The sequence below is a fragment of the Olsenella uli genome, assembly GCF_901212655.1.
GTDB classification, from domain to species: domain Bacteria; phylum Actinomycetota; class Coriobacteriia; order Coriobacteriales; family Atopobiaceae; genus Parolsenella; species Parolsenella uli_A.
On sequence record NZ_CAAKON010000029.1, the window covers coordinates 15,893 to 33,000 of the forward strand.

Consider the following 17,108-nt stretch of genomic DNA (forward strand, 5'->3'; position numbering starts at 1 on the left):
GCTACTCGCCCCCCTGGGTCTGTGCGGTCGTCTCCGGCGCGATGGCCGTCTCGGTCGTCGTCTGGTTGGTCGCGGGGGCCTGGCCCGCGGCCCCGGGGCCAGCGGCGCCGGTGGCGTCTCCCACAGACCCGCCGTTGCTCTCCGACTGGGCGCTTGCGGCCACGTTCTCGGCCTTGGCGCGGTTCTCGGCCACCTGGTCCTCGTAGGCCTTCACGGTCTTCTGGGCGTCCTGGAAGCTGGAGACCGAGATGCCGGCGGCAAGCTGATGCTGCGTGGCGTCGGGCAGGTCCTTGAGGCTCACGGTGCTGGCCTTCTCGAGGCCGGAGAACTGGATGCCAAACACCGAGGCGTGGACGCCGTGATAGATGCCTACGTTTCCTGCGTAGGACCCCACGTACCATGAGTTGTTGATGATGAGGGCGAGGGCCACGCCGATGACGGCGAACAGCGTCGCCACGCCGCCTGCCCAGCCGGCGATGGCGCGGATGCGGGCCTTGCGGCGCGCCTCCTCCGTGCCATCGCTCACCACGTCGATGCAGATGACGGTCACGTTGTCGTGCCCGCCTTCGGCAAGGGCCGCCGCCACGAGGTTGTCCACGCACTCCTGCGGGGTGGCGCTCGAGACCGAGAGGGCCTCGATGGAGCCGTCCGGAATCATGCTCGAGAGGCCGTCGGAGCAGACGATGATGCGGTCCCCTCGCTCGACGTCGAGCATGAAGTGGTCTGCATACATGTCTGGGTCAGAGCCGAGCGCTCGGGTGATGATCGAGCGAGAGGGGTGCACGCGTGCCTCGTCGGCCGTGATTTCGCCGGCGTCCACGAGCTCCTCGACGTAGGAGTGGTCGTGCGTCACGCGCACGAGCGTACCGGCGTGCAGCAGGTAGATGCGGGAGTCGCCCGCGTGGGCCACGGCCATGTGCGTGCCCTCGATGATGCAGCACGAGGCGGTGCAGCCCATGCCGGGCTTGCCCACGCCGGTCTCGGCACCCTCGATGACGGCCTCGTTCGCGGCCTCGACGGCGGCGCCGAGCAGGGCGTCGTCTGCGTGCTCGGGTGCGTGCTGGGCGATGGCGCGCACGGCGATGGCGCTTGCCACCTCGCCGGCGGCGTGGCCGCCCATGCCGTCGCAGACGCCAAAGAGCGTGCGTCGCGCGAGGTAGGAGTCCTCGTTGTGGCTTCTGATGAGACCCACGTCCGTGCGTGCGGCCCAGGCAAGGCGCTCGCCGGAGCCGGTCTGGAGCTCGGTGTCCTCGCGGGCGTCGAGGTCAACCGCAGGCGGGTGCGGGTCTGCGGTCTGGGGAATCTGGGAAAGGGGGATGGGACCCGTGGAGTCTGGGTCATCCGACGGAATGGCGCCGGTGGGGCCCTCCGGCTCAGGGTCGTCGTCGTGTGGCGTGGGCGTGGCGGGACGTGCGTCACGCGAGCCGCCTACGACGGTTACCGGGGTCGTGCGAGACTGCTCGTAGAGCTCGGGGTCCTCGACGGGCAGGGTGCCGGTGTCCTGAGGGGCGCCTGCCTCGGCAGGAGTGTCGCCCGAGGCGATGCCTCGCTCGGAATCGGTGCTGTCGTGCGTGTCGACGTCCTCTGGCATGGGGGCCATGTGCGAGGGCTTGCTCGCCCGTGGCCCCGCCGCGTCCTCGCCCATGGCGTCAAGCTCGGTGCTTGGCGCAGAAGTCTCGACCGGCGCGAAGTGCTCGCCGCCCATGTGGGCGGCAGTGGGCTGGTCGGCGTCAGCGTATTCGAGGCTCTCGTTCTGGTCGTTCGCTTCGGTCATCGGCGACTCACCCTCATGACCACGTCGCCCACCTGCACCTCGTCGCCATCACGCAGGGTGACGGGGTCGGCGATGGCGCGGCCGTTGACGAGCGTGCCGTTGGTGGAGTTGAGGTCCTCGAGCACGAGTGCGGGGCCCTGCAGCGTGAAGCGCGCGTGCGTGGCGGAGACAAACGGCTCGGAGATGACGATGTCGCTCGAGGGAGAGCGGCCAACGACCACGGGCCCCAGCATGTCCACATGCAGGCCGCGCAGCTGGCGCGGCCCCTTGTCGACGTCGAGGCACCAGATGGCGGGGTCCTTGCGCTGTCCCTTCACGAGTCCGATGCCGGTGCGCATCACTGCGATCAGGAACAGGTAGAGCAGCACCACCAGGGCGATGCGTCCTATGAAGAGGACGAGGTCAATCATTAGTTCTCCCTGAACTCGAGATTCACGAGACCAAGGGTGATGAGGTCTCCGTCGCGCAGCGGGCACTCGTCGACGTCAACGTCGTTGACGAGGGTGCCATTGGTGGAGTTGAGGTCGCGGATGCGCCAGCCCTGGCCATCGAAGCTGAGCTCGGCGTGCGTGCGGGAGACGTTGGGGTCATGCAGGACCACGCCGCCCGGCGTGCGCTCGCGGCCGATGACGGTGCGCGGCGAGCTCGCGGTGTAGGTGCGACCGCTCTGGCGGTCGATGAGTAGGCAGGTCGCGGGCGCGGCGGCCGCCGGTGCCGGGACGGGCTGCGGGGCGCGCACGGTGCGAGGGGTGGGAACGGCCTGCTGCGGCGCGGGGGCCGCCTGCTGGCGGGCCGGCTGCGGGGCCGGGTCCTGCGGCTGGGGTGCGGCCTGCTGCGGCGTGTCGAAGCCGGGGAGCGCGGAGGCGATGGGGCTGGCGGCGGCAGCGCCCGCGGCGGCGTGGGCCTCCGGGGCGGAAGCCTGCTCGGCCGCGATGGCGACGCCTGCCTCGGCCACGGGCGAGAGATCCGGCATGGCGGGAACCCGGCGCGCGCTCACGTGGTGCGCGGGTGCGGCCGCCGCGGGCTCGGGGGCAACCGCGCGCTGCTGAACCACCGGCGGCAGGGGATTGCGCTCGGGAGCGACCGGCGTGGGCACCTGCTGCTGGCGGGAGTTCACGAGGGGCACGTTCTGGTTGCGACGGGCGGCCGCGCCAAGGGCGGCCTCCTCGGCATCCAGCACCGTCTCCTGCGGGAGCACGTCGAGGCCGGCGTCCATGCCGCTCATCGGGTTGTCGGAGAGCTGCGGGGACAGGTCGACGGAGGGGCGCACCTGCGGCTGCGGAATCGGGTTGAGTCCGGCCTGCTGCCCGGCGGGCTGGATGCCGGCCGGCTCGGCGCCCATGAACTTGGCCTCCTCCTCGCGCAGGCGATTTAGGGTCTGGGCGTCAACATTCTCCGCAAAGACGGAGAAGCGGCCGCTGCGCAGGGACGGGTCGGCCATGAAGCGCACGAGCGGACGGCCAACGAATACGTAGCCCTTGTTCTGGGCCTGGCCCTCGACGAACTGGGCGGTCTCGTTGGTGAGCTGCGCGTAGAGCGGGCGCATTGCCAGGTCGTCCTCGCTGGAGACAAGGATGGTGTAGAGGGCGGGGGCCGTGTCGACGCCGTCGATCACGAAGGTCTCCGCCTCCATCTCGCGGGCCGCCTTCTTGGCGAGCTTCTTGAAGGAGAAGGGCGCGGTGAGGCCCTGGGCGGTGGCGCCGAATAGACTGCCGACTCGGTGCTCAAAGACGTTTAGGAAGTTCACGTCACTCATCCTCCCGTGGCTTAGGCGCTGGGCCGAGGGTCACGATAGCTATGCTCATAAGTACTGAACAGACTACCGCAACGGCTACGCCGGGCGCCGAATTTCCAAGCCATAATCCGGCATTCTCCATTCCCGGCAGGGCGGTGCGGGTGGCTACCAGCACAAATGCACACACGACCTGCGCGGCAGACCTGGCAACGGGGCCCCTGGTGTTGCCAATCAGCGAGGCGAGCGCGGCGGCACATCCTGCACCCGCGACCATCTCCCAGGTGGCGGGAGAGGAAAGGGCGCCGGCTAGCGAGCGCACGAACTCCTCCCCGCCCGCTGCCGCCCCCAAGAGGCCCACCGCCACCTGAAGAAGCACGCCAAGCGCAGAGGTGACGAGCGCCGCGGCCGGTCGCAACGTGGCTCCGCAGATGGCGGAGCCCGCGGTGGGCACGCCAAATGCCGCAGGCATGAGAAGTCCGGAGGCAGAGGCCCGCGAGCGAGAGCCAATGCGCGTCCACCACATACCGAGGGTCACGCCCGACAGAACGGCGACGAGGAAGGCCGGGGAGTAGACCCCGGAGGCTAGGATTGCCCCGCAGACAAGCAGCAGGGCCAGCGCCCCGCCGGCGCCCGGCGCCGCCGCCGAGATGGCGCCGAGAGCAATGAGCCCCACCAGCGACGCGGTGCCGGCCGAGATGTCGAGGGTGGCGCCCGCAACGATGGGCGCCAGCTTCCAGCCGAGGATGCCCGTGGCCAGGGCACATGCCCCACGCGATGCCGCCTGCGGGAGCCAGGGCCAGCGCTCGATGGCGCGGACGTGGGCGGCTTGCTCCCAGGTGTCCTCGTCCGGGCCCGTCTCGCCGGTGACCTGGGCCATAAGCTCTGCCACGGATTCCTTGCCGGCCGCCTCGTCGCCGAGGTAGGGCAAGACGGCGTCCGCAAACTCGCCCGCAGTGGAGGGGCGCCTGGAGGGCTCTGGACTCATCGCGCGGGCCACGCCCTCCGTGACGGGTCCCGCAAGCTGCGACTCGATCTTTCCGAGGGGCCTCGCGCCCCTGCCGATCTTCTTGAGGGAGAACTCGGCGTCTGGGCCGGCGAAGGGACTTGTTCCCGTAAGGGCCTGGTAGCACACCACAGCGAGCGCAAAGACGTCGGTGCGCTCGTCCACCATGCCGCATTGCAGCTGCTCGGGCGGCATGTAGCCTATGGTTCCGCCCCGTGCCCCCTCCCAGCCTGCCGCCGAGGCCAGGCTTGCCATGCCAAAATCGCCGAGCTTCATGTTGGCGGAGGTGTCGATGAAGATGTTCGAGGGCTTGATGTCCAGGTGGAGCACGCCGTTCTCATGGGCGTAGGCGAGGGCGTTGGCGAGGCAGTCGAGCAGGTGGGCGCACTCGTCGTAGGTGAGCATGCCGCCCTCCACGCGGGCGAGCAGCTCCGCCAAGGTGAGGCCGTCGACGTACTCCATGATGAGATAGGCGGTGTCTGCCGTGACCTCGAAGTCGTGGACGGTGACGATGTTGGGGTGGGTGAGCCGCGAGGTGATGCGCGCCTCGTCAAGGGCTTCCTGCAGTGTGGACGAGCTTGCGCCTGCCGCCGTCGAGAGGGGCATGCACTTGATAGCTACCTTGCGCTGGAGCCGGATATCCCAGCAGACGTGCACTGCCGCAAAGCCGCCGGCGCCACGTGTCTCCACGACGCGGTAGCGGCCGAGCAGGAGCGGGTGCTCGGGCTGGGGATAGCTCCGAGAGGGCGTAGATGCGCTCCAACCCTGCGATGGGGTGGCGGGATTTTGCACGGCGGTCCTCGATTCAGCTGCGTGTGCCGGCGTGCGCGTGACGTTTTCGGTGCTTGAGGGACGTGTGGCCCAGCGTCGCGCGTGGGGCTATTCTAGCAGCTGGCAACAATTCTCAAAAAAGTTCTTGCGTATTGGCGCATCGGAAGCTATATTGAACTCCGCATTTGCGGGCGTGGCGGAATTGGCAGACGCGTACGGTTCAGGTCCGTATGGGGGCAACCCCATGAAGGTTCAAGTCCTTTCGCCCGCACCATGTATATGAGGAGGCCTCGGGTTTCGCCCGGGGCCTTTTTCATGCGTATCGGGTGTGCCATGTGCAACGGGCGGGCCCGAGCCGGAGCTCAAGCCCGCCGGCGACGCGTCCTAGGAGTACGAGCCAAACAGATTGGCAAAGTCTGCGTTCCAGGCATCCTCGTCGAGCGTTGCCTGTGGATTCGAGCCATCTGGCTCGCACCTACCCTTGAACTCAAAGGAAAGCGCCCTTGTTGTGGGCACGTCTGCCTGCTTGAGCTCCTCGAGCCGTTTGGCAACGAGGGCGCGCTGATTCTCCGTGAGACCATCCTCGGGCATATTCCCGTAGTCCAGTAGGTCGCTGCGCACGTATGCGGACAGCTCGCTCACGAGGGTGAGGGTGTCGGTGGCCTGGATGTAGAGGTACGCGGCGCCCGTGTAGGCGGTGTCTGAGCCGTCTGTCGAGTAGGCGTAGGTCTCGATGTCGTCCTCGCTGTAGCTGACGTTGGTGAGGCACCATCGGGCGAGCTCCTTCGAGTCGACGCCGATGCCCTCGAGAGTCATATCGGAGGAGTACGACTGAAACGCGTCGTCGAGATACGTGGCGACCTTCGAGACCACGCCGGCGTCACCGGAAGAAATCCGCCCCATGAGCTGTCGCACGGTTCCAGACTCCTGGCCCTCGAGCTCATTGCACACCTGCGTGTAGGTGTTGAAGTCGAGGCTTTCTGAGCTGGAGGATTCGTAGTTCGGAGAGCTGAGGGAGCCGCTTGCTGAAGTGGCGCCCGGCCCGCCGAAGATGGCACTGACGGCGTGGGTAACCCCGTACCCCGCGTCTTCCAGCCCATCGAAGAGGGTATCGGCGCAGCTCGTGAGTGCGCCTCCCATCTCAACCACAAGCGCGATGGCAATGAGCACGACGAAGCTCTTGCGAAACGTTCGCCCCATGGTGCGGCCGGCGCTCTGGGCCGTGGATTGCCGCGAGCCCTTGGGACGAGCGGCACTGGCTGCGCGAGAGGCGGGTTTGGAGGCCTTGGCGGTGCTTGTGCGGGCCTTCGACTGACGCCGCTTTCCGCTTCGCGAGCCTGCGCTGCCCTGGCCGGGCTTCCGCGGGGGCTTTGGGGCGTCATCTACCCAGCAACCATGACTGTCTGCGGAGCCTTGCCCCTCGGGGGAGACCCATTCGCCCTCCGGGGAAATGGGAACGTACTCCTGACCCAGCTCGTCGCTCGGCATGATGGGGTCGCCGGCGTTGAATGGGTCAACCTGCCTGTGCGTTCTCCGTGCCATGGGTGCCTCCGCATCCGGGTCCGTCATCTCGCGCATGTCCCTGACGTCACGTGGCCCCGCGCCGGCCCCTGCGGACGGCGCGGGGACGACTCACCTGCTAGTTGTTGTCGCTGTCGAAGAAGGACCAGCCATCCTCGTCGTCCCCGTCCTCGTCGCACTGGTCATAGTTGCGACGGGTCTTGCGCTCGAGCACGATGGCGGCAACAAGGAATCCAAGCAGGCCGATGCCCAACAGGCACAGGACGCCCATCCTCGTTCCAAAGAGCCAGCCAAAGAAGCCTGCCACGTCCATGAGACTGCCTTTCCACGCCCCGTTCGAGCCGGCCGAGGGGCCGGCACCTCCTGATTCCTTCAAGTATAGCGGCGGCGTTTCGGGCACCGTATGGCATCGCGCGATATACTGGCCCGTGCGGCTGCGCTCTCGGCGGGCCGCGAAACAACGTCATCAGTCGCGCGCCCTCAAGAGCGCTCGTGAACCGGAGGCACCATGCTCGACATCAAGTTCGTCCGAGAGAACCCCGACGCCGTTGACCAGGCGATGGCCAACCGGCAGACCAGCTGGGATCGTGAGCGCTTCTTCGAGCTCGACGACGAGCGTCGCGCCGTCATCGGCGAAGTCGAGGACCTGCAGGCCACGCGTAACGCCGAGTCCAAGAAGATCGGTGCTCTCATGAAGGAGGGCAAGAAGGACGAGGCCGAGGCCGCCAAGGAGGCCGTGCGCCAGGTCAACGAGAAGATCGACGAGCTGGGCGAGAAGCGCACGCAGCTCGAGGGTGACCTCTATGATTTCATGTCCCACCTGCCCAACATCCCGTGTGCGGCCACGCCGGTGGGCGTCGACGAGACTGAGAACATCGAGCGTCGCCGCTGGGGCACCCCGCGCGACTTCGAGGCCGAGGGCTTCGAGTTCAAGGCCCACTGGGACCTTGGTGCTGACCTCAATATCCTCGACTTCGACCGTGGCAACAAGCTCTCGGGCAGCCGCTTCACGGTGCTTGGCGGCAAGGGCGCCCGTCTCGAGCGCGCGCTCATCAACTTCTTCCTGGACACGCACACGAGCCGTGGCTTCAAGGAGTGGTGGCCGCCCATCGTTGTGAAGCGCCAGACCATGTTCGGCACGGGCCAGCTGCCCAAGTTCGAGGACGATGCCTATCACGTGAGCGGCGACAACTTCCTCATCCCCACGGCTGAGGTCGTGCTCACCAACCTCCACGCCGGCGAGGTGCTCGACGCCGACACCCTGCCGCGCTGGTACACCGCCTTTACCCCGTGCTTCCGCGAGGAGGCGGGCTCTGCCGGCCGCGATACACGTGGCATCATTCGCCAGCACGAGTTCGACAAGGTCGAGATGGTCAAGTTCGCCACGCCGGAAGACTCCGACAGCCAGCTCGAGAACATGACGGCCGAGGCCGAGTACCTGCTGCAGCAGCTCGAGCTCCCGTACCGCGTGATTAGCCTCTGCACCGGCGACCTGGGCTTCTCCGCCCGCCAGACCTATGACATCGAGGTGTGGCTGCCGAGCTACAACAATTACAAGGAGATTTCCTCCTGCTCCAACTGCGGCGACTTCCAGGCCCGCCGTGCCAACATCAAGTATCGTGACCCGGCTAACTTCAAGGGTACGCGCTACCTCAACACGCTCAACGGCTCCGGTCTGCCCGCCGGCCGCACGATGGCCGCGATTCTGGAGAACTACCAGAACGCCGACGGCTCCGTGACGGTGCCCGAGGTGCTGCGCCCCTACATGGGTTGCGACAAGATCGAGCGCGACTAGGAGATTGTGGGCAAGGATGCCTTTTGTGGGCGGTCCGGTCTGTGCCGGACCGCCTTTTTCTGTAGTGCGCCGGCCTGCGACGCGGTCCGTGCGACGCCGATCGTCCGTGCCGGGTTGCCTTTTCCGTGCGACGCTGGCCTCTCTGGCGCCCGGCCATTCGCAGACAACAAATCTGGCACACGCTTTTTTGCAAAACCCCAGTTGGTCGAAAAGAGTGTGCGCCAGATTTGTTGTCTGTCTGCCGACTGTTCCTGCCAGCCAGCAATGCGTCCTCCGAAGGCCCTCGGCTAGCCCCTGCTTTGTCTACCAGATGGTCATGGGCTTGTCCTGGCCGGCGGCGCAGATGGTGAGCCTGCCGTCTGCCGTGCGTGCCTCGGTGAAGGTGTCATTGGCTGCCTCGGCTCCCATGGCGGCGGCGAGTGCGCGAACCGCCACGCTTGGCCGATTGTTTTCCTGTGAGAGGTGCATGGCCACCACCGTCTCTGTGTCCAGGCCCACGAGCGTGCGCAGTGCCTCGGCCGCCTGGTCGTTTGAGAGGTGACCGTGCGAGCCGGCCACGCGTTCCTTGAGGTAGGCGGGGTAGGGGCCCGTGTCAAGCATGCGCGCGTCATGGTTGCTCTCAAGCGCGAGGATGCGCACGTTGTAGAGCAGGTCATAGGCGCGCTCGCTCAGCTCGCCGGTGTCGGTGCAGTAGCCAATGGCGTCGGCGTTCTCTCCCTCGCCGCAGTCAAAGCGCAGGCCAAAGGGGTCGACCACGTCGTGCGAGGTAGGGAAGGTGCGGATGCGCATGCCGCCCGCCTCGAACTCGTCCGAGTTCCCCACGAGCTCAAAGGGCAGCTCTGCCAGGTACTTGCGGCCGCCTGCCGTGCCCGCCGTTGCCACGAGGCGCCCCTCATAGCGGTTGCAGAACACGGTGAGGCCGCTCACGTGGTCGCTGTGCTCGTGCGTTATCACCACGCATTCGACGCGGTCCATGTCCACGCCCAGCTCGTCGGCGCGCCTCATGAGCTCGCGGCGAGAGAGGCCATCGTCGATGAGGACGGATCCCGTTGGGCCTTCCACCACGGTGGCGTTGCCCTTCGATCCGCTGGCGAGTATGTGCAGGTGCATCTGAGGCCTCATGGGCGTTCCTCCGTCGTAAACTAGGCGGGCTTTAGGGTACACGCGTTTCCGGGCACGTAACAGTGGCTCGCGCGCCGAGCCGTTTGCTGCTCATCGCCTGCGCCGTCGTGGGCTCCAGGCCCGCGGCAACTTCGGCTTGGGCCCTCCGCTGGCTGCGTGACGACGCGCCGGCAGGGATCGCGTCGCCTTTGCTTCAGATTCGCTGCCGATATGCGGCGGGGCGCCGGTCCCGCGCCGTACGAGGGAGGACTATGCCGAGTGTAAGCAGGAGGTATGCGGGCGAGGTGCCTGCATTCGAGCGTCCAAGCGGCCGCGTGGCGCCCGAGGCGCAGGGGCCTGTGGTCCTCATGGTCTCGGGAGGTGCCGACTCCACGGCCCTGCTCGTGCTTGCCGCGACCTCCGAGCTCGACATCGACGACGGGCGCGGCCGCTCCCGCATCGCGCGCGAGCGGCTTCACGTGTTGCACGTCAACCACCAGCTCCGCGGCATCGACGCCGAGGAAGACGAGGAGTTCGTGCGTGACCTCTGCGTTCGGCTCGGCGTGCCCGTGACGGTGGAGCGCGGGGACGTGGCCGCGATGGCTGCCGCCCCAGACGCGCAGGACTCGAACGTGGAGAACGTCGCGCGCGAGGTTCGCTATGCCGCGGCTGGCAGGCTCGCGAACGAGCTGTGCGAGCAGGCGGGCCTGCCGCGCAGCAGCGCGCGCATCGTCACGGCGCACACGGCCAACGACCGCGCGGAGACCTTCTTCATGAACGCCATCAAGGGGTCTGGCACGCAGGGCCTCTCCTCTATCCCTCGCCGCCGAAACCGCATCGTGCGCCCACTGCTCGACCGCACACACGACGAGCTGTGCGATCTGCTCCGCATGCGCGGCATCGTCTGGCGAGAGGACGCCACGAACGCGGACACTCGCTACCTGCGCTCCTTCGTGCGCCACGAGATTGTTCCGCGCGCCATCGAGCGCAATCCGCGCCTCATGGAGAACATGGTGGCAACCTGCGACATCCTCTCGGACGAGGACGCCTATCTCACGCAGCTCGCGAGTCGTGCGCTCCACACGCTTGAGCGCCGGCGCGATGCGGGCCTCATCGTCCTGGACGCCGCCCGCCTTGCGGCGACAGAGGTTGCGCTCGCGCGTCGCGTCGTGCGTATGGCGATGCTTGCGGCTAATCCCGAGAGCCGGCTCGAGGCGCGTCACGTGGCGCGAGTGCTCAGGCTCGTTGCCGCCGGCGAGGGCTCCGTCACGCTCCCGGGAGGCGTGGATGCTCGCGTCTCCTACGGCATGCTCTTCATCCGGGCTCGCGCGTCGGCCTTTGCGCGGCTTGCGCCGGGATGGCTGGAGGTGCCGGGCCTGCCGTCTGAGCCTGGACAGTCTGCCTACCTTGCTGCGCCCGGTCCCATCGGCGTGCTTGAGCTCGGCTGTGTGGGTACGCTTACGGCCCGGCTTCGTGAGGTGGCCCCGGGGTCGCATCCCGAGGCGCTTGCCCGGGCCCAGGCGCGCGAGTGGGAGGGGGCATCGGTGCTGCTTGACGCGGCATCCTGTCACCTGGGGCCCCTGGGCGGCCGCCTGTGGGTTGACGCGCCGCAGGTGGGCGACGTCCTGTGCCCCCTCGGCATGCGCGGACAGTCCAAGAAGCTCTCCGACCTGCTCATTGACGAGAAGTTTCCAGCCCAGGAGCGCGCCGGCGTGCCCGTGGTGCGTACCTCGCCTACGGGCCACGTGCTCTGGGTGGCGCCGATTCGCCCAGACGAGCGCGTCCGCGTCACCGGTGCGTCGAGGGTGCTGCTAGAATTGCATTTCCACGCGGCCGAGAGGCCTGGTGTGGAGGGTCCCGGCGCGCATGGTTGCGCTGGGGTATGACGAAGACGGTTTCAACCGGCGCCGGTGTCTGCCGCCGCCGCACATGCCAACGCGGATTCCGCGGGGGCTCTCGAGAGGAGCGCGCGATGGAGCGCATTCATCCGGACGTCGACAGAATCGTTCTCTCCGAGGAGGACATCAAGGGCATCGTCTCTCGCATGGGAGCCGACATTACCCGTGACTACGAGGGTAAGAACCCACTGCTTATCGCCGTGCTGCGTGGCGCCGTCGTCTTCATGGGAGACGTCATGCGCGCCATCGACTGCGAGCTGGGCATCGACTTCATGGCTGTCTCTAGCTACGGCGACGGCGCCAAGAGCTCGGGCGTCGTGCGCATCGTGAAGGACCTGGACACCAAGATTGAGGGCCGCGACGTCCTTATCATCGAGGACATCCTGGACTCGGGTCTCACGCTCAGCTACCTCATGAAGAACCTTTCCTCGCGCAAGCCCGCCTCGCTCGAGGTGGCGGCCTTCCTGGTGAAGGACGTCGAGGGCCAGAGGCCCGCCGTCAAGCCCCGCTACGTGGGTGCGCACGTGCCCGACGAGTTCATCGTGGGCTATGGCCTGGACTTCGCGGAGCGCTATCGCAACCTGCCCTATATTGGTATCCTCAAGCCCGAGGTCTACGGAAAGTAGCGCCTCGGGGACTCACAAGTGATCCCAAAGCGCATCGAACCAGCCGCGGCCGGGCTCGTAGGAGTCCGGCCGCGGCATATGAAGTGAAGGAATGAGGGAATGAGCGACAAGCCAAATCTGCCCAAGGGCGGGCCCGAGCTGCCGGGCCGCTCGCGGTCGAGCGTGGTGTATCTGATCCTCGCCATCGCCTGCGTGGCGTACCTTGTGTTCACCATGGGGCCGACGTTTCTCGGCTCGTCCCAGGTGGATACGCTCGCCACGAGCGAGATGGTCGAAGCCGTCGATGCGGACCGCGTCTCGCAGCTTACCTACAAGCTGTCTACCGGCGAGGTGACGGGCCAGTACTGGAAGGACGGCGCCGACACCAGCGACAAGACCGCCCTGCGCAGCTTCAAGAGTGCCTATGCCGGCAGCGACAACCTCACCGAGCTGATGGGCCGGCACCCCAAGATTACCTTCAAGGTGGACACCTCTGACGGCAACATGCTCGAGACGATTCTCGTCTACGTGCTGCCGACGCTGCTGCTCGTGCTTGTGTTCGTCTTCTTCATGCGCCAGATGCAGGGTCAGAACGGCCAGGCCATGAACTTTGGCAAGACGAAGGCCAAGACCACCGAGCAGACGCGTCCAAAGGTCAAGTTCAAGGACGTCGCCGGCGTTGACGAGGCCGTTGAGGAGCTCGTGGAGATTCGCGACTTCCTCGCCGAGCCTGAGCGCTTCCACAAGATGGGCGCTCGCATCCCGCGCGGCGTGCTGCTGGTGGGCCCTCCGGGAACGGGCAAGACGCTGCTTGCCAAGGCCGTCGCCGGCGAGGCGGGTGTGCCGTTCTTCTCCATCTCCGGCTCTGACTTTGTGGAGATGTTCGTGGGCGTGGGCGCAAGCCGCGTGCGCGACCTCTTCAAGCAGGCCAAGGCTGCCGCTCCCTCCATCATCTTCATCGACGAGATCGACGCCGTGGGCCGTCAGCGTGGCGCCGGCCTCGGTGGCGGTCATGACGAGCGCGAGCAGACGCTCAACCAGCTGCTCGTTGAGATGGACGGCTTCGAGCAGAACGAGGCCGTGATCCTCATCGCGGCAACCAACCGCCCGGACATCCTCGATCCGGCCCTGCTGCGTCCCGGCCGCTTCGACCGTCAGGTCACGGTGGACCGCCCTGATGTGAAGGGCCGCGAGCAGATCATCCGCGTGCACTCCGAGGGCAAGCCGCTTGCCGGCGACATCGACTTTGGCCGCCTGGCCAAGCTCACTCCCGGTTTTACGGGCGCAGACCTCATGAACCTCATGAACGAGAGTGCCCTCCTGGCCGCCCGCCGCAAGAAGAGCAAGATCACGATGGACGAGGTCGAGGAGGCCATGGAGCGCGTCATCGCCGGCCCGCAGCGCAAGAGCCGTGTGATGACGGACAGGGAACGCGCCACCATTGCCTACCACGAGAGCGGCCACGCCCTCGTGGGCCACATCCTCGAGAACTCCGACCCGGTGCACAAGATCAGCATCATCAGCCGTGGCCAGGCCCTCGGCTACACGCTGCAGCTGCCGGAGGAGGACCACTTCCTCAACACGCGCGACGGCATGCTCGACCAGATTGCCGTGCTGCTGGGCGGCCGCACCGCCGAGGAGCTGTTCTGCGACGACATCACTACGGGCGCGAGCAACGACCTGGAGCGTGCCACCAAGATCGCACGCCAGATGGTCACGCGTCTGGGCATGAGCGAGGCCCTGGGCACGCAGGTGTTTGGCGAGGCCCAGCACCAGGTGTTCCTTGGTCGTGACTATGCGGACCACCAGGACTACTCAGCCGAGACCGCCAAGCGCATCGACGACGAGGTGGAGCGCATCATGCGCGAGGCACACCAGCGCGCCCGTGAGGTGCTCGAGGCCCATCGCGACCGCATGGAGGCCATGGCCAACGTGCTGCTTGCCCGTGAGACCGTTGAGGGCGAGGCCGTGAATGCCCTGCTCGATGGTACCTGGGACGAGTATTTGGCCGCGCACCCCGAGGAGGCCGAGAAGGAGCAGGCGGCTGAGGCTGGTGCCGTTGAGCCCGCCGCCGGCGCCAAGCCTGGCGAGCTCGATGAGGACGTTGCGGCCGAGGCCGCGGAGGCCGCGCGTAAGGCGATGGAGCGCGAGGGCGATGCGGGCGCCGTCGCACCGGGTGACGGCGAGGGCAGGTAGCCTCGACTGGGCTTCGGACGCCTGGCTTGTGGCGTGTGGCTGCGTTGTTGCCGGCAGTCCGCGCGCCACGAGGACGCCAGCGTCCGCTCGCAGTGGCCATCGTGCTCAACCGCATCGCCATATGGATGACAGGAGGCCCGCTCACGCTTCGGCGTGAGCGGGCCTTTTGGTGCCTCGCGCGTACAATGGCGAGAGTGACCGCGTGAGAGGGGACCTCATGATTAACGAGACCATGTACGGCTACGGGGCGTCCAAGAGCTCGATTCGCGAGATTGCCGCCTATGGAGCCGCGCGCCAGGCCGAGATTGGCGCTGAGAACGTGTTCGACTTCAGCCTTGGCAATCCGAGCGTTCCCGCGCCGGCGGCCGTTGCTGCCTCCATCGGGCGCAGCCTCCAGCTGCCGCCCGCTCAGGTCCACAGCTATACGCCTGCCAACGGCCTGCCTGCCTGTCGCGAGGCCATCGCGGCTTCGCTGACGCGCCGTTTCGCTGCCGAGATGGACGGCCGGGAGGTGGCCGGTGCCGGTGACCTCTACGTGACTTGCGGCGCTGCGGCGTCGCTCTCCATCACACTGCACGCCGTGACCAACCCGGGTGACGAGGTCATCGTCATTGCCCCGTACTTCCCCGAGTATCGCGTGTGGATCGAGACCTGCGGCTGCACCTGCGTCGAGGTCATGGCTGATGCCGAGACCTTCCAGATCGACGTGCCGGCTGTGGCCGCCGCCATCAACGAGCGCACAGCGGCCATCATCATCGACTCACCCAACAACCCGGTGGGCACGGTGTACGCGCGCGACAACCTCGAGGCGCTCGCGGCGGCGCTGAGCAAGCGCTCTGGGGAGGTCGGGCATCCCATCTACCTCATCTCCGACGAGCCCTATCGCGAGATCACCTATGGCGCTGAGGTGCCGTGGGTGCCGGCTGTCTACGAGCGCACCGTGGTCTGCTACAGCTACTCCAAGAGCCTGTCGCTTCCGGGCGAGCGCATCGGCTGGGTGCTCGTGCCGCCCACGAATCCCGAGCACGACCGTCTCGTGTCCGCCGTTGCCGGCGCCGGGCGCTCCCTTGGCTTCGTGTGCGCGCCGGCGCTGTTCCAGCGCGTGGTAATCGACTGCGTGGACGAGCCGAGCGACGTGGACGCCTACGCGCGCAATCGCAAAGCGCTCACGGAGGGCCTTGCCAAGGTCGGCTACGAGTACATCGAGCCCGACGGTGCGTTCTACCTGTGGGTTAAGGCGCTCGAGCCCGATGCGAACGCGTTCTTTGAGCGCGCGAAAGCTCACGAGTTGCTGCCGGTGCCGAGTGACTCGTTTGGCTGCCCGGGATGGGTCCGGGTGGGATACTGCGTCTCGTACGAGACCATCGTGAACTCGATGCCCGCATGGCAGGCGCTGGCGGCGGAGTACCGCTAGGGCCCTGCGGGCCGCCGCGGCCGCGCCGTACCCTTTGGTCGGGGTCACTTGCTTTGCAAGGTCCTTGGCCCTATCCCTAGGGTCATGTCGAGCCGGCCTGCCCGTTGCCACTTGCGGTACTCCGCTGTCACGGGGCTTGCGGGTGGCGAGGATTGGTCTCGTACGTGCCGGGCAGTTAGCTTGTTTGAGGGAGGTCGCTTTGCTTCGGAACCTTTGTGATACGCATACGCACACGCTGTACTCGCGCCATGCGTATTCGACGATTCGCGAAAATGTGCTGGCGGCACGGGATGCGGGTCTTGAGTTGCTGGGATGCACGGAGCACTTCAGCGACATGCTGCATCCTGGCGCCACGCTCACCCACGCGGACGTGCGTGACTTCCAGTACTTCGACAACTTTGCCGCCTGGCCCGAGGTGTGGGAGGGCGTGCGCGTCCTGCACGGTTGCGAAGTGGATATCCGCGGGCTCGACGGTCAGCTTTACGGCGATCACATCATGGTGACCGGCGACATCGTGGGGCGCGCCATGAGGAACCCAAAGACGCTGGCGGAGCGCGTCTTCTCCCACTGCGACTATGTGGTGGCGAGCGTGCACCTCGACGACTTTGCAAAAGGTGCCACGATTGCGCAGGGCACCGAGATGTACCTCAGCGTGCTGCATCGGGACAAGGTACTTACGCTGGGGCACACGGGTCGCTCGGGCGTGCGGTATGACCTTGGCGAGGTCATTGGCGAGGCGGCGCGGCTGCACAAGCTGATTGAGATTAACGAGCACAGCATCGAGTCTCGCCCCGGTAAGACCACGGATACCTGTCGCGCCATCGCCGAGAAGTGCGCCGAGTTGGGGTGCCAGATCGCCGTCAACACGGATGCACACATCTGCACGCAGGTGGGCGATTTCCACGCGGTTCTTGCGATGCTGGAGGAAATCGACTTCCCACAGGAGCTCATTGCCACACGCAGCGCCGACGCCTTCCTCGCCGCCAAGGTCGCCGCGCTGGGGGAGTAATCCTTCCAACTGAAACGAGTGCCTTACCCGGCCGGGGAATAGCCCTCTGGCCGAGGCAGGCGCCCCGCGCAAAACCGCTCAATCAGAGGGCGGCTACAAAAAAGAGCGCGGCTGCAAAAAAGAAGGCGGCTGCAAAAAAGACGCAAAACCGAGCGGGCATAGCGCACACAATTCGCCGAGAGTAGTCATTACGCGCGTTTTTCGCCGATGAAACGGTTCCAAATGTGCGTAATGACTACTCTCGATGAAGAAGAGAGGAGCCGAAGGCACAGCTGCCGCCTCGTTG

14 protein-coding genes and 1 tRNA gene are annotated in these 17,108 nt (G+C 66.8%); 7 read left to right on the forward strand and 8 right to left on the reverse strand.

All coding sequences use genetic code 11. The annotated features are described in order from the left end of the window. Window position 1: 1 nt before the first annotated feature. From EFAMC2_RS06125 to EFAMC2_RS06140, 4 genes are read right to left on the reverse strand one after another with little or no spacing between them, the layout of a single operon-like run. Window positions 2-1,774: a Stp1/IreP family PP2C-type Ser/Thr phosphatase gene (locus tag EFAMC2_RS06125; RefSeq protein ID WP_261980143.1), complete on the reverse strand. Its 1,773-nt coding sequence runs from the start codon at window positions 1,772-1,774 to the stop codon at window positions 2-4. Next, window positions 1,771-2,184, reverse strand: a complete 414-nt coding sequence (locus tag EFAMC2_RS06130) for an FHA domain-containing protein (protein WP_154027962.1) — start codon at window positions 2,182-2,184, stop codon at window positions 1,771-1,773. Before EFAMC2_RS06130 ends, EFAMC2_RS06125 begins: the two co-directional genes overlap by 4 nt. Next, window positions 2,184-3,521 (reverse strand): FhaA domain-containing protein, encoded by a 1,338-nt coding sequence (locus tag EFAMC2_RS10330; RefSeq protein ID WP_261980145.1) that lies wholly within the window; start codon window positions 3,519-3,521, stop codon window positions 2,184-2,186. Before EFAMC2_RS10330 ends, EFAMC2_RS06130 begins: the two co-directional genes overlap by 1 nt. 1 nt (window position 3,522) lies before the next feature. Next, entirely contained in the window at window positions 3,523-5,304 is a 1,782-nt protein-coding gene (locus EFAMC2_RS06140) for a serine/threonine protein kinase (RefSeq protein ID WP_154027963.1), read from the reverse strand. Window positions 5,305-5,470: 166 nt separating this feature from the next. On the opposite strand from EFAMC2_RS06140, the gene EFAMC2_RS06145 reads away from it, so the two are divergent. Further along, window positions 5,471-5,557, forward strand: a tRNA-Leu gene (locus tag EFAMC2_RS06145). A gap of 110 nt (window positions 5,558-5,667) precedes the next feature. On the opposite strand, the gene EFAMC2_RS06150 is transcribed toward EFAMC2_RS06145, so the two are convergent. Together EFAMC2_RS06150 and EFAMC2_RS06155 are read right to left on the reverse strand one after the other, a co-directional pair. Then, window positions 5,668-6,825: a hypothetical protein gene (locus tag EFAMC2_RS06150; protein ID WP_154027964.1), complete on the reverse strand. Its 1,158-nt coding sequence runs from the start codon at window positions 6,823-6,825 to the stop codon at window positions 5,668-5,670. 97 nt (window positions 6,826-6,922) lie between these two features. Continuing rightward, on the reverse strand, window positions 6,923-7,117 hold the full coding sequence (locus EFAMC2_RS06155) for a DUF6724 family protein (RefSeq protein WP_154027965.1): 195 nt from the start codon (window positions 7,115-7,117) through the stop codon (window positions 6,923-6,925). Between the two features lie 195 nt (window positions 7,118-7,312). On the opposite strand from EFAMC2_RS06155, the gene serS reads away from it, so the two are divergent. Beyond that, entirely contained in the window at window positions 7,313-8,599 is a 1,287-nt protein-coding gene (gene serS, locus EFAMC2_RS06160; protein ID WP_154027966.1) for a serine--tRNA ligase, read from the forward strand. Window positions 8,600-8,902: 303 nt separating this feature from the next. Here serS and EFAMC2_RS06165 read toward each other — a convergent pair whose 3' ends face one another. Then, entirely contained in the window at window positions 8,903-9,721 is an 819-nt protein-coding gene (locus EFAMC2_RS06165) for an MBL fold metallo-hydrolase (protein WP_154027967.1), read from the reverse strand. 251 nt (window positions 9,722-9,972) lie between these two features. Between EFAMC2_RS06165 and tilS the strand changes: the two genes are divergently transcribed. The 5 genes from tilS to EFAMC2_RS06190 all read left to right on the forward strand — a co-directional run bounded on the left by tilS (window position 9,973) and on the right by EFAMC2_RS06190 (window position 16,822). Then, the gene (tilS, locus tag EFAMC2_RS06170; protein WP_187325188.1) at window positions 9,973-11,586 is read left to right on the forward strand and encodes a tRNA lysidine(34) synthetase TilS; all 1,614 of its coding nucleotides are present in this window, start codon (window positions 9,973-9,975) and stop codon (window positions 11,584-11,586) included. 86 nt (window positions 11,587-11,672) lie between these two features. After that, entirely contained in the window at window positions 11,673-12,224 is a 552-nt protein-coding gene (gene hpt / locus EFAMC2_RS06175) for a hypoxanthine phosphoribosyltransferase (protein WP_154027968.1), read from the forward strand. Between the two features lie 99 nt (window positions 12,225-12,323). After that, complete coding sequence (ftsH, locus tag EFAMC2_RS06180; protein ID WP_261980147.1) at window positions 12,324-14,399, forward strand: ATP-dependent zinc metalloprotease FtsH; 2,076 nt, start codon at window positions 12,324-12,326, stop codon at window positions 14,397-14,399. 217 nt (window positions 14,400-14,616) lie between these two features. After that, window positions 14,617-15,813: a pyridoxal phosphate-dependent aminotransferase gene (locus tag EFAMC2_RS06185; protein ID WP_154027969.1), complete on the forward strand. Its 1,197-nt coding sequence runs from the start codon at window positions 14,617-14,619 to the stop codon at window positions 15,811-15,813. Window positions 15,814-15,955: 142 nt separating this feature from the next. Then, a complete protein-coding gene (locus EFAMC2_RS06190) occupies window positions 15,956-16,822 on the forward strand; it encodes a PHP domain-containing protein (protein ID WP_315985355.1) in 867 nt (288 codons plus the stop codon). 93 nt (window positions 16,823-16,915) lie between these two features. Here the strand turns inward: EFAMC2_RS06190 and EFAMC2_RS06195 are convergent. After that, a partial coding sequence (locus EFAMC2_RS06195) for a hypothetical protein (protein ID WP_222838534.1) occupies window positions 16,916-17,108 on the reverse strand: 193 nt, incomplete at its 5' end.

Coding starts and splice junctions, on each gene's coding strand:
- EFAMC2_RS06125 (WP_261980143.1), bottom strand. CDS start 1,774: ATGACCGAAGCGAACGACCAGAACGAGAGCCTCGAATACGCTGACGCC.
- EFAMC2_RS06130 (WP_154027962.1), bottom strand. CDS start 2,184: ATGATTGACCTCGTCCTCTTCATAGGACGCATCGCCCTGGTGGTGCTG.
- EFAMC2_RS06150 (WP_154027964.1), bottom strand. CDS start 6,825: ATGGCACGGAGAACGCACAGGCAGGTTGACCCATTCAACGCCGGCGAC.
- EFAMC2_RS06155 (WP_154027965.1), bottom strand. CDS start 7,117: ATGGACGTGGCAGGCTTCTTTGGCTGGCTCTTTGGAACGAGGATGGGC.
- serS (WP_154027966.1), top strand. CDS start 7,313: ATGCTCGACATCAAGTTCGTCCGAGAGAACCCCGACGCCGTTGACCAG.
- EFAMC2_RS06165 (WP_154027967.1), bottom strand. CDS start 9,721: ATGAGGCCTCAGATGCACCTGCACATACTCGCCAGCGGATCGAAGGGC.
- tilS (WP_187325188.1), top strand. CDS start 9,973: ATGCCGAGTGTAAGCAGGAGGTATGCGGGCGAGGTGCCTGCATTCGAG.
- hpt (WP_154027968.1), top strand. CDS start 11,673: ATGGAGCGCATTCATCCGGACGTCGACAGAATCGTTCTCTCCGAGGAG.
- ftsH (WP_261980147.1), top strand. CDS start 12,324: ATGAGCGACAAGCCAAATCTGCCCAAGGGCGGGCCCGAGCTGCCGGGC.
- EFAMC2_RS06185 (WP_154027969.1), top strand. CDS start 14,617: ATGATTAACGAGACCATGTACGGCTACGGGGCGTCCAAGAGCTCGATT.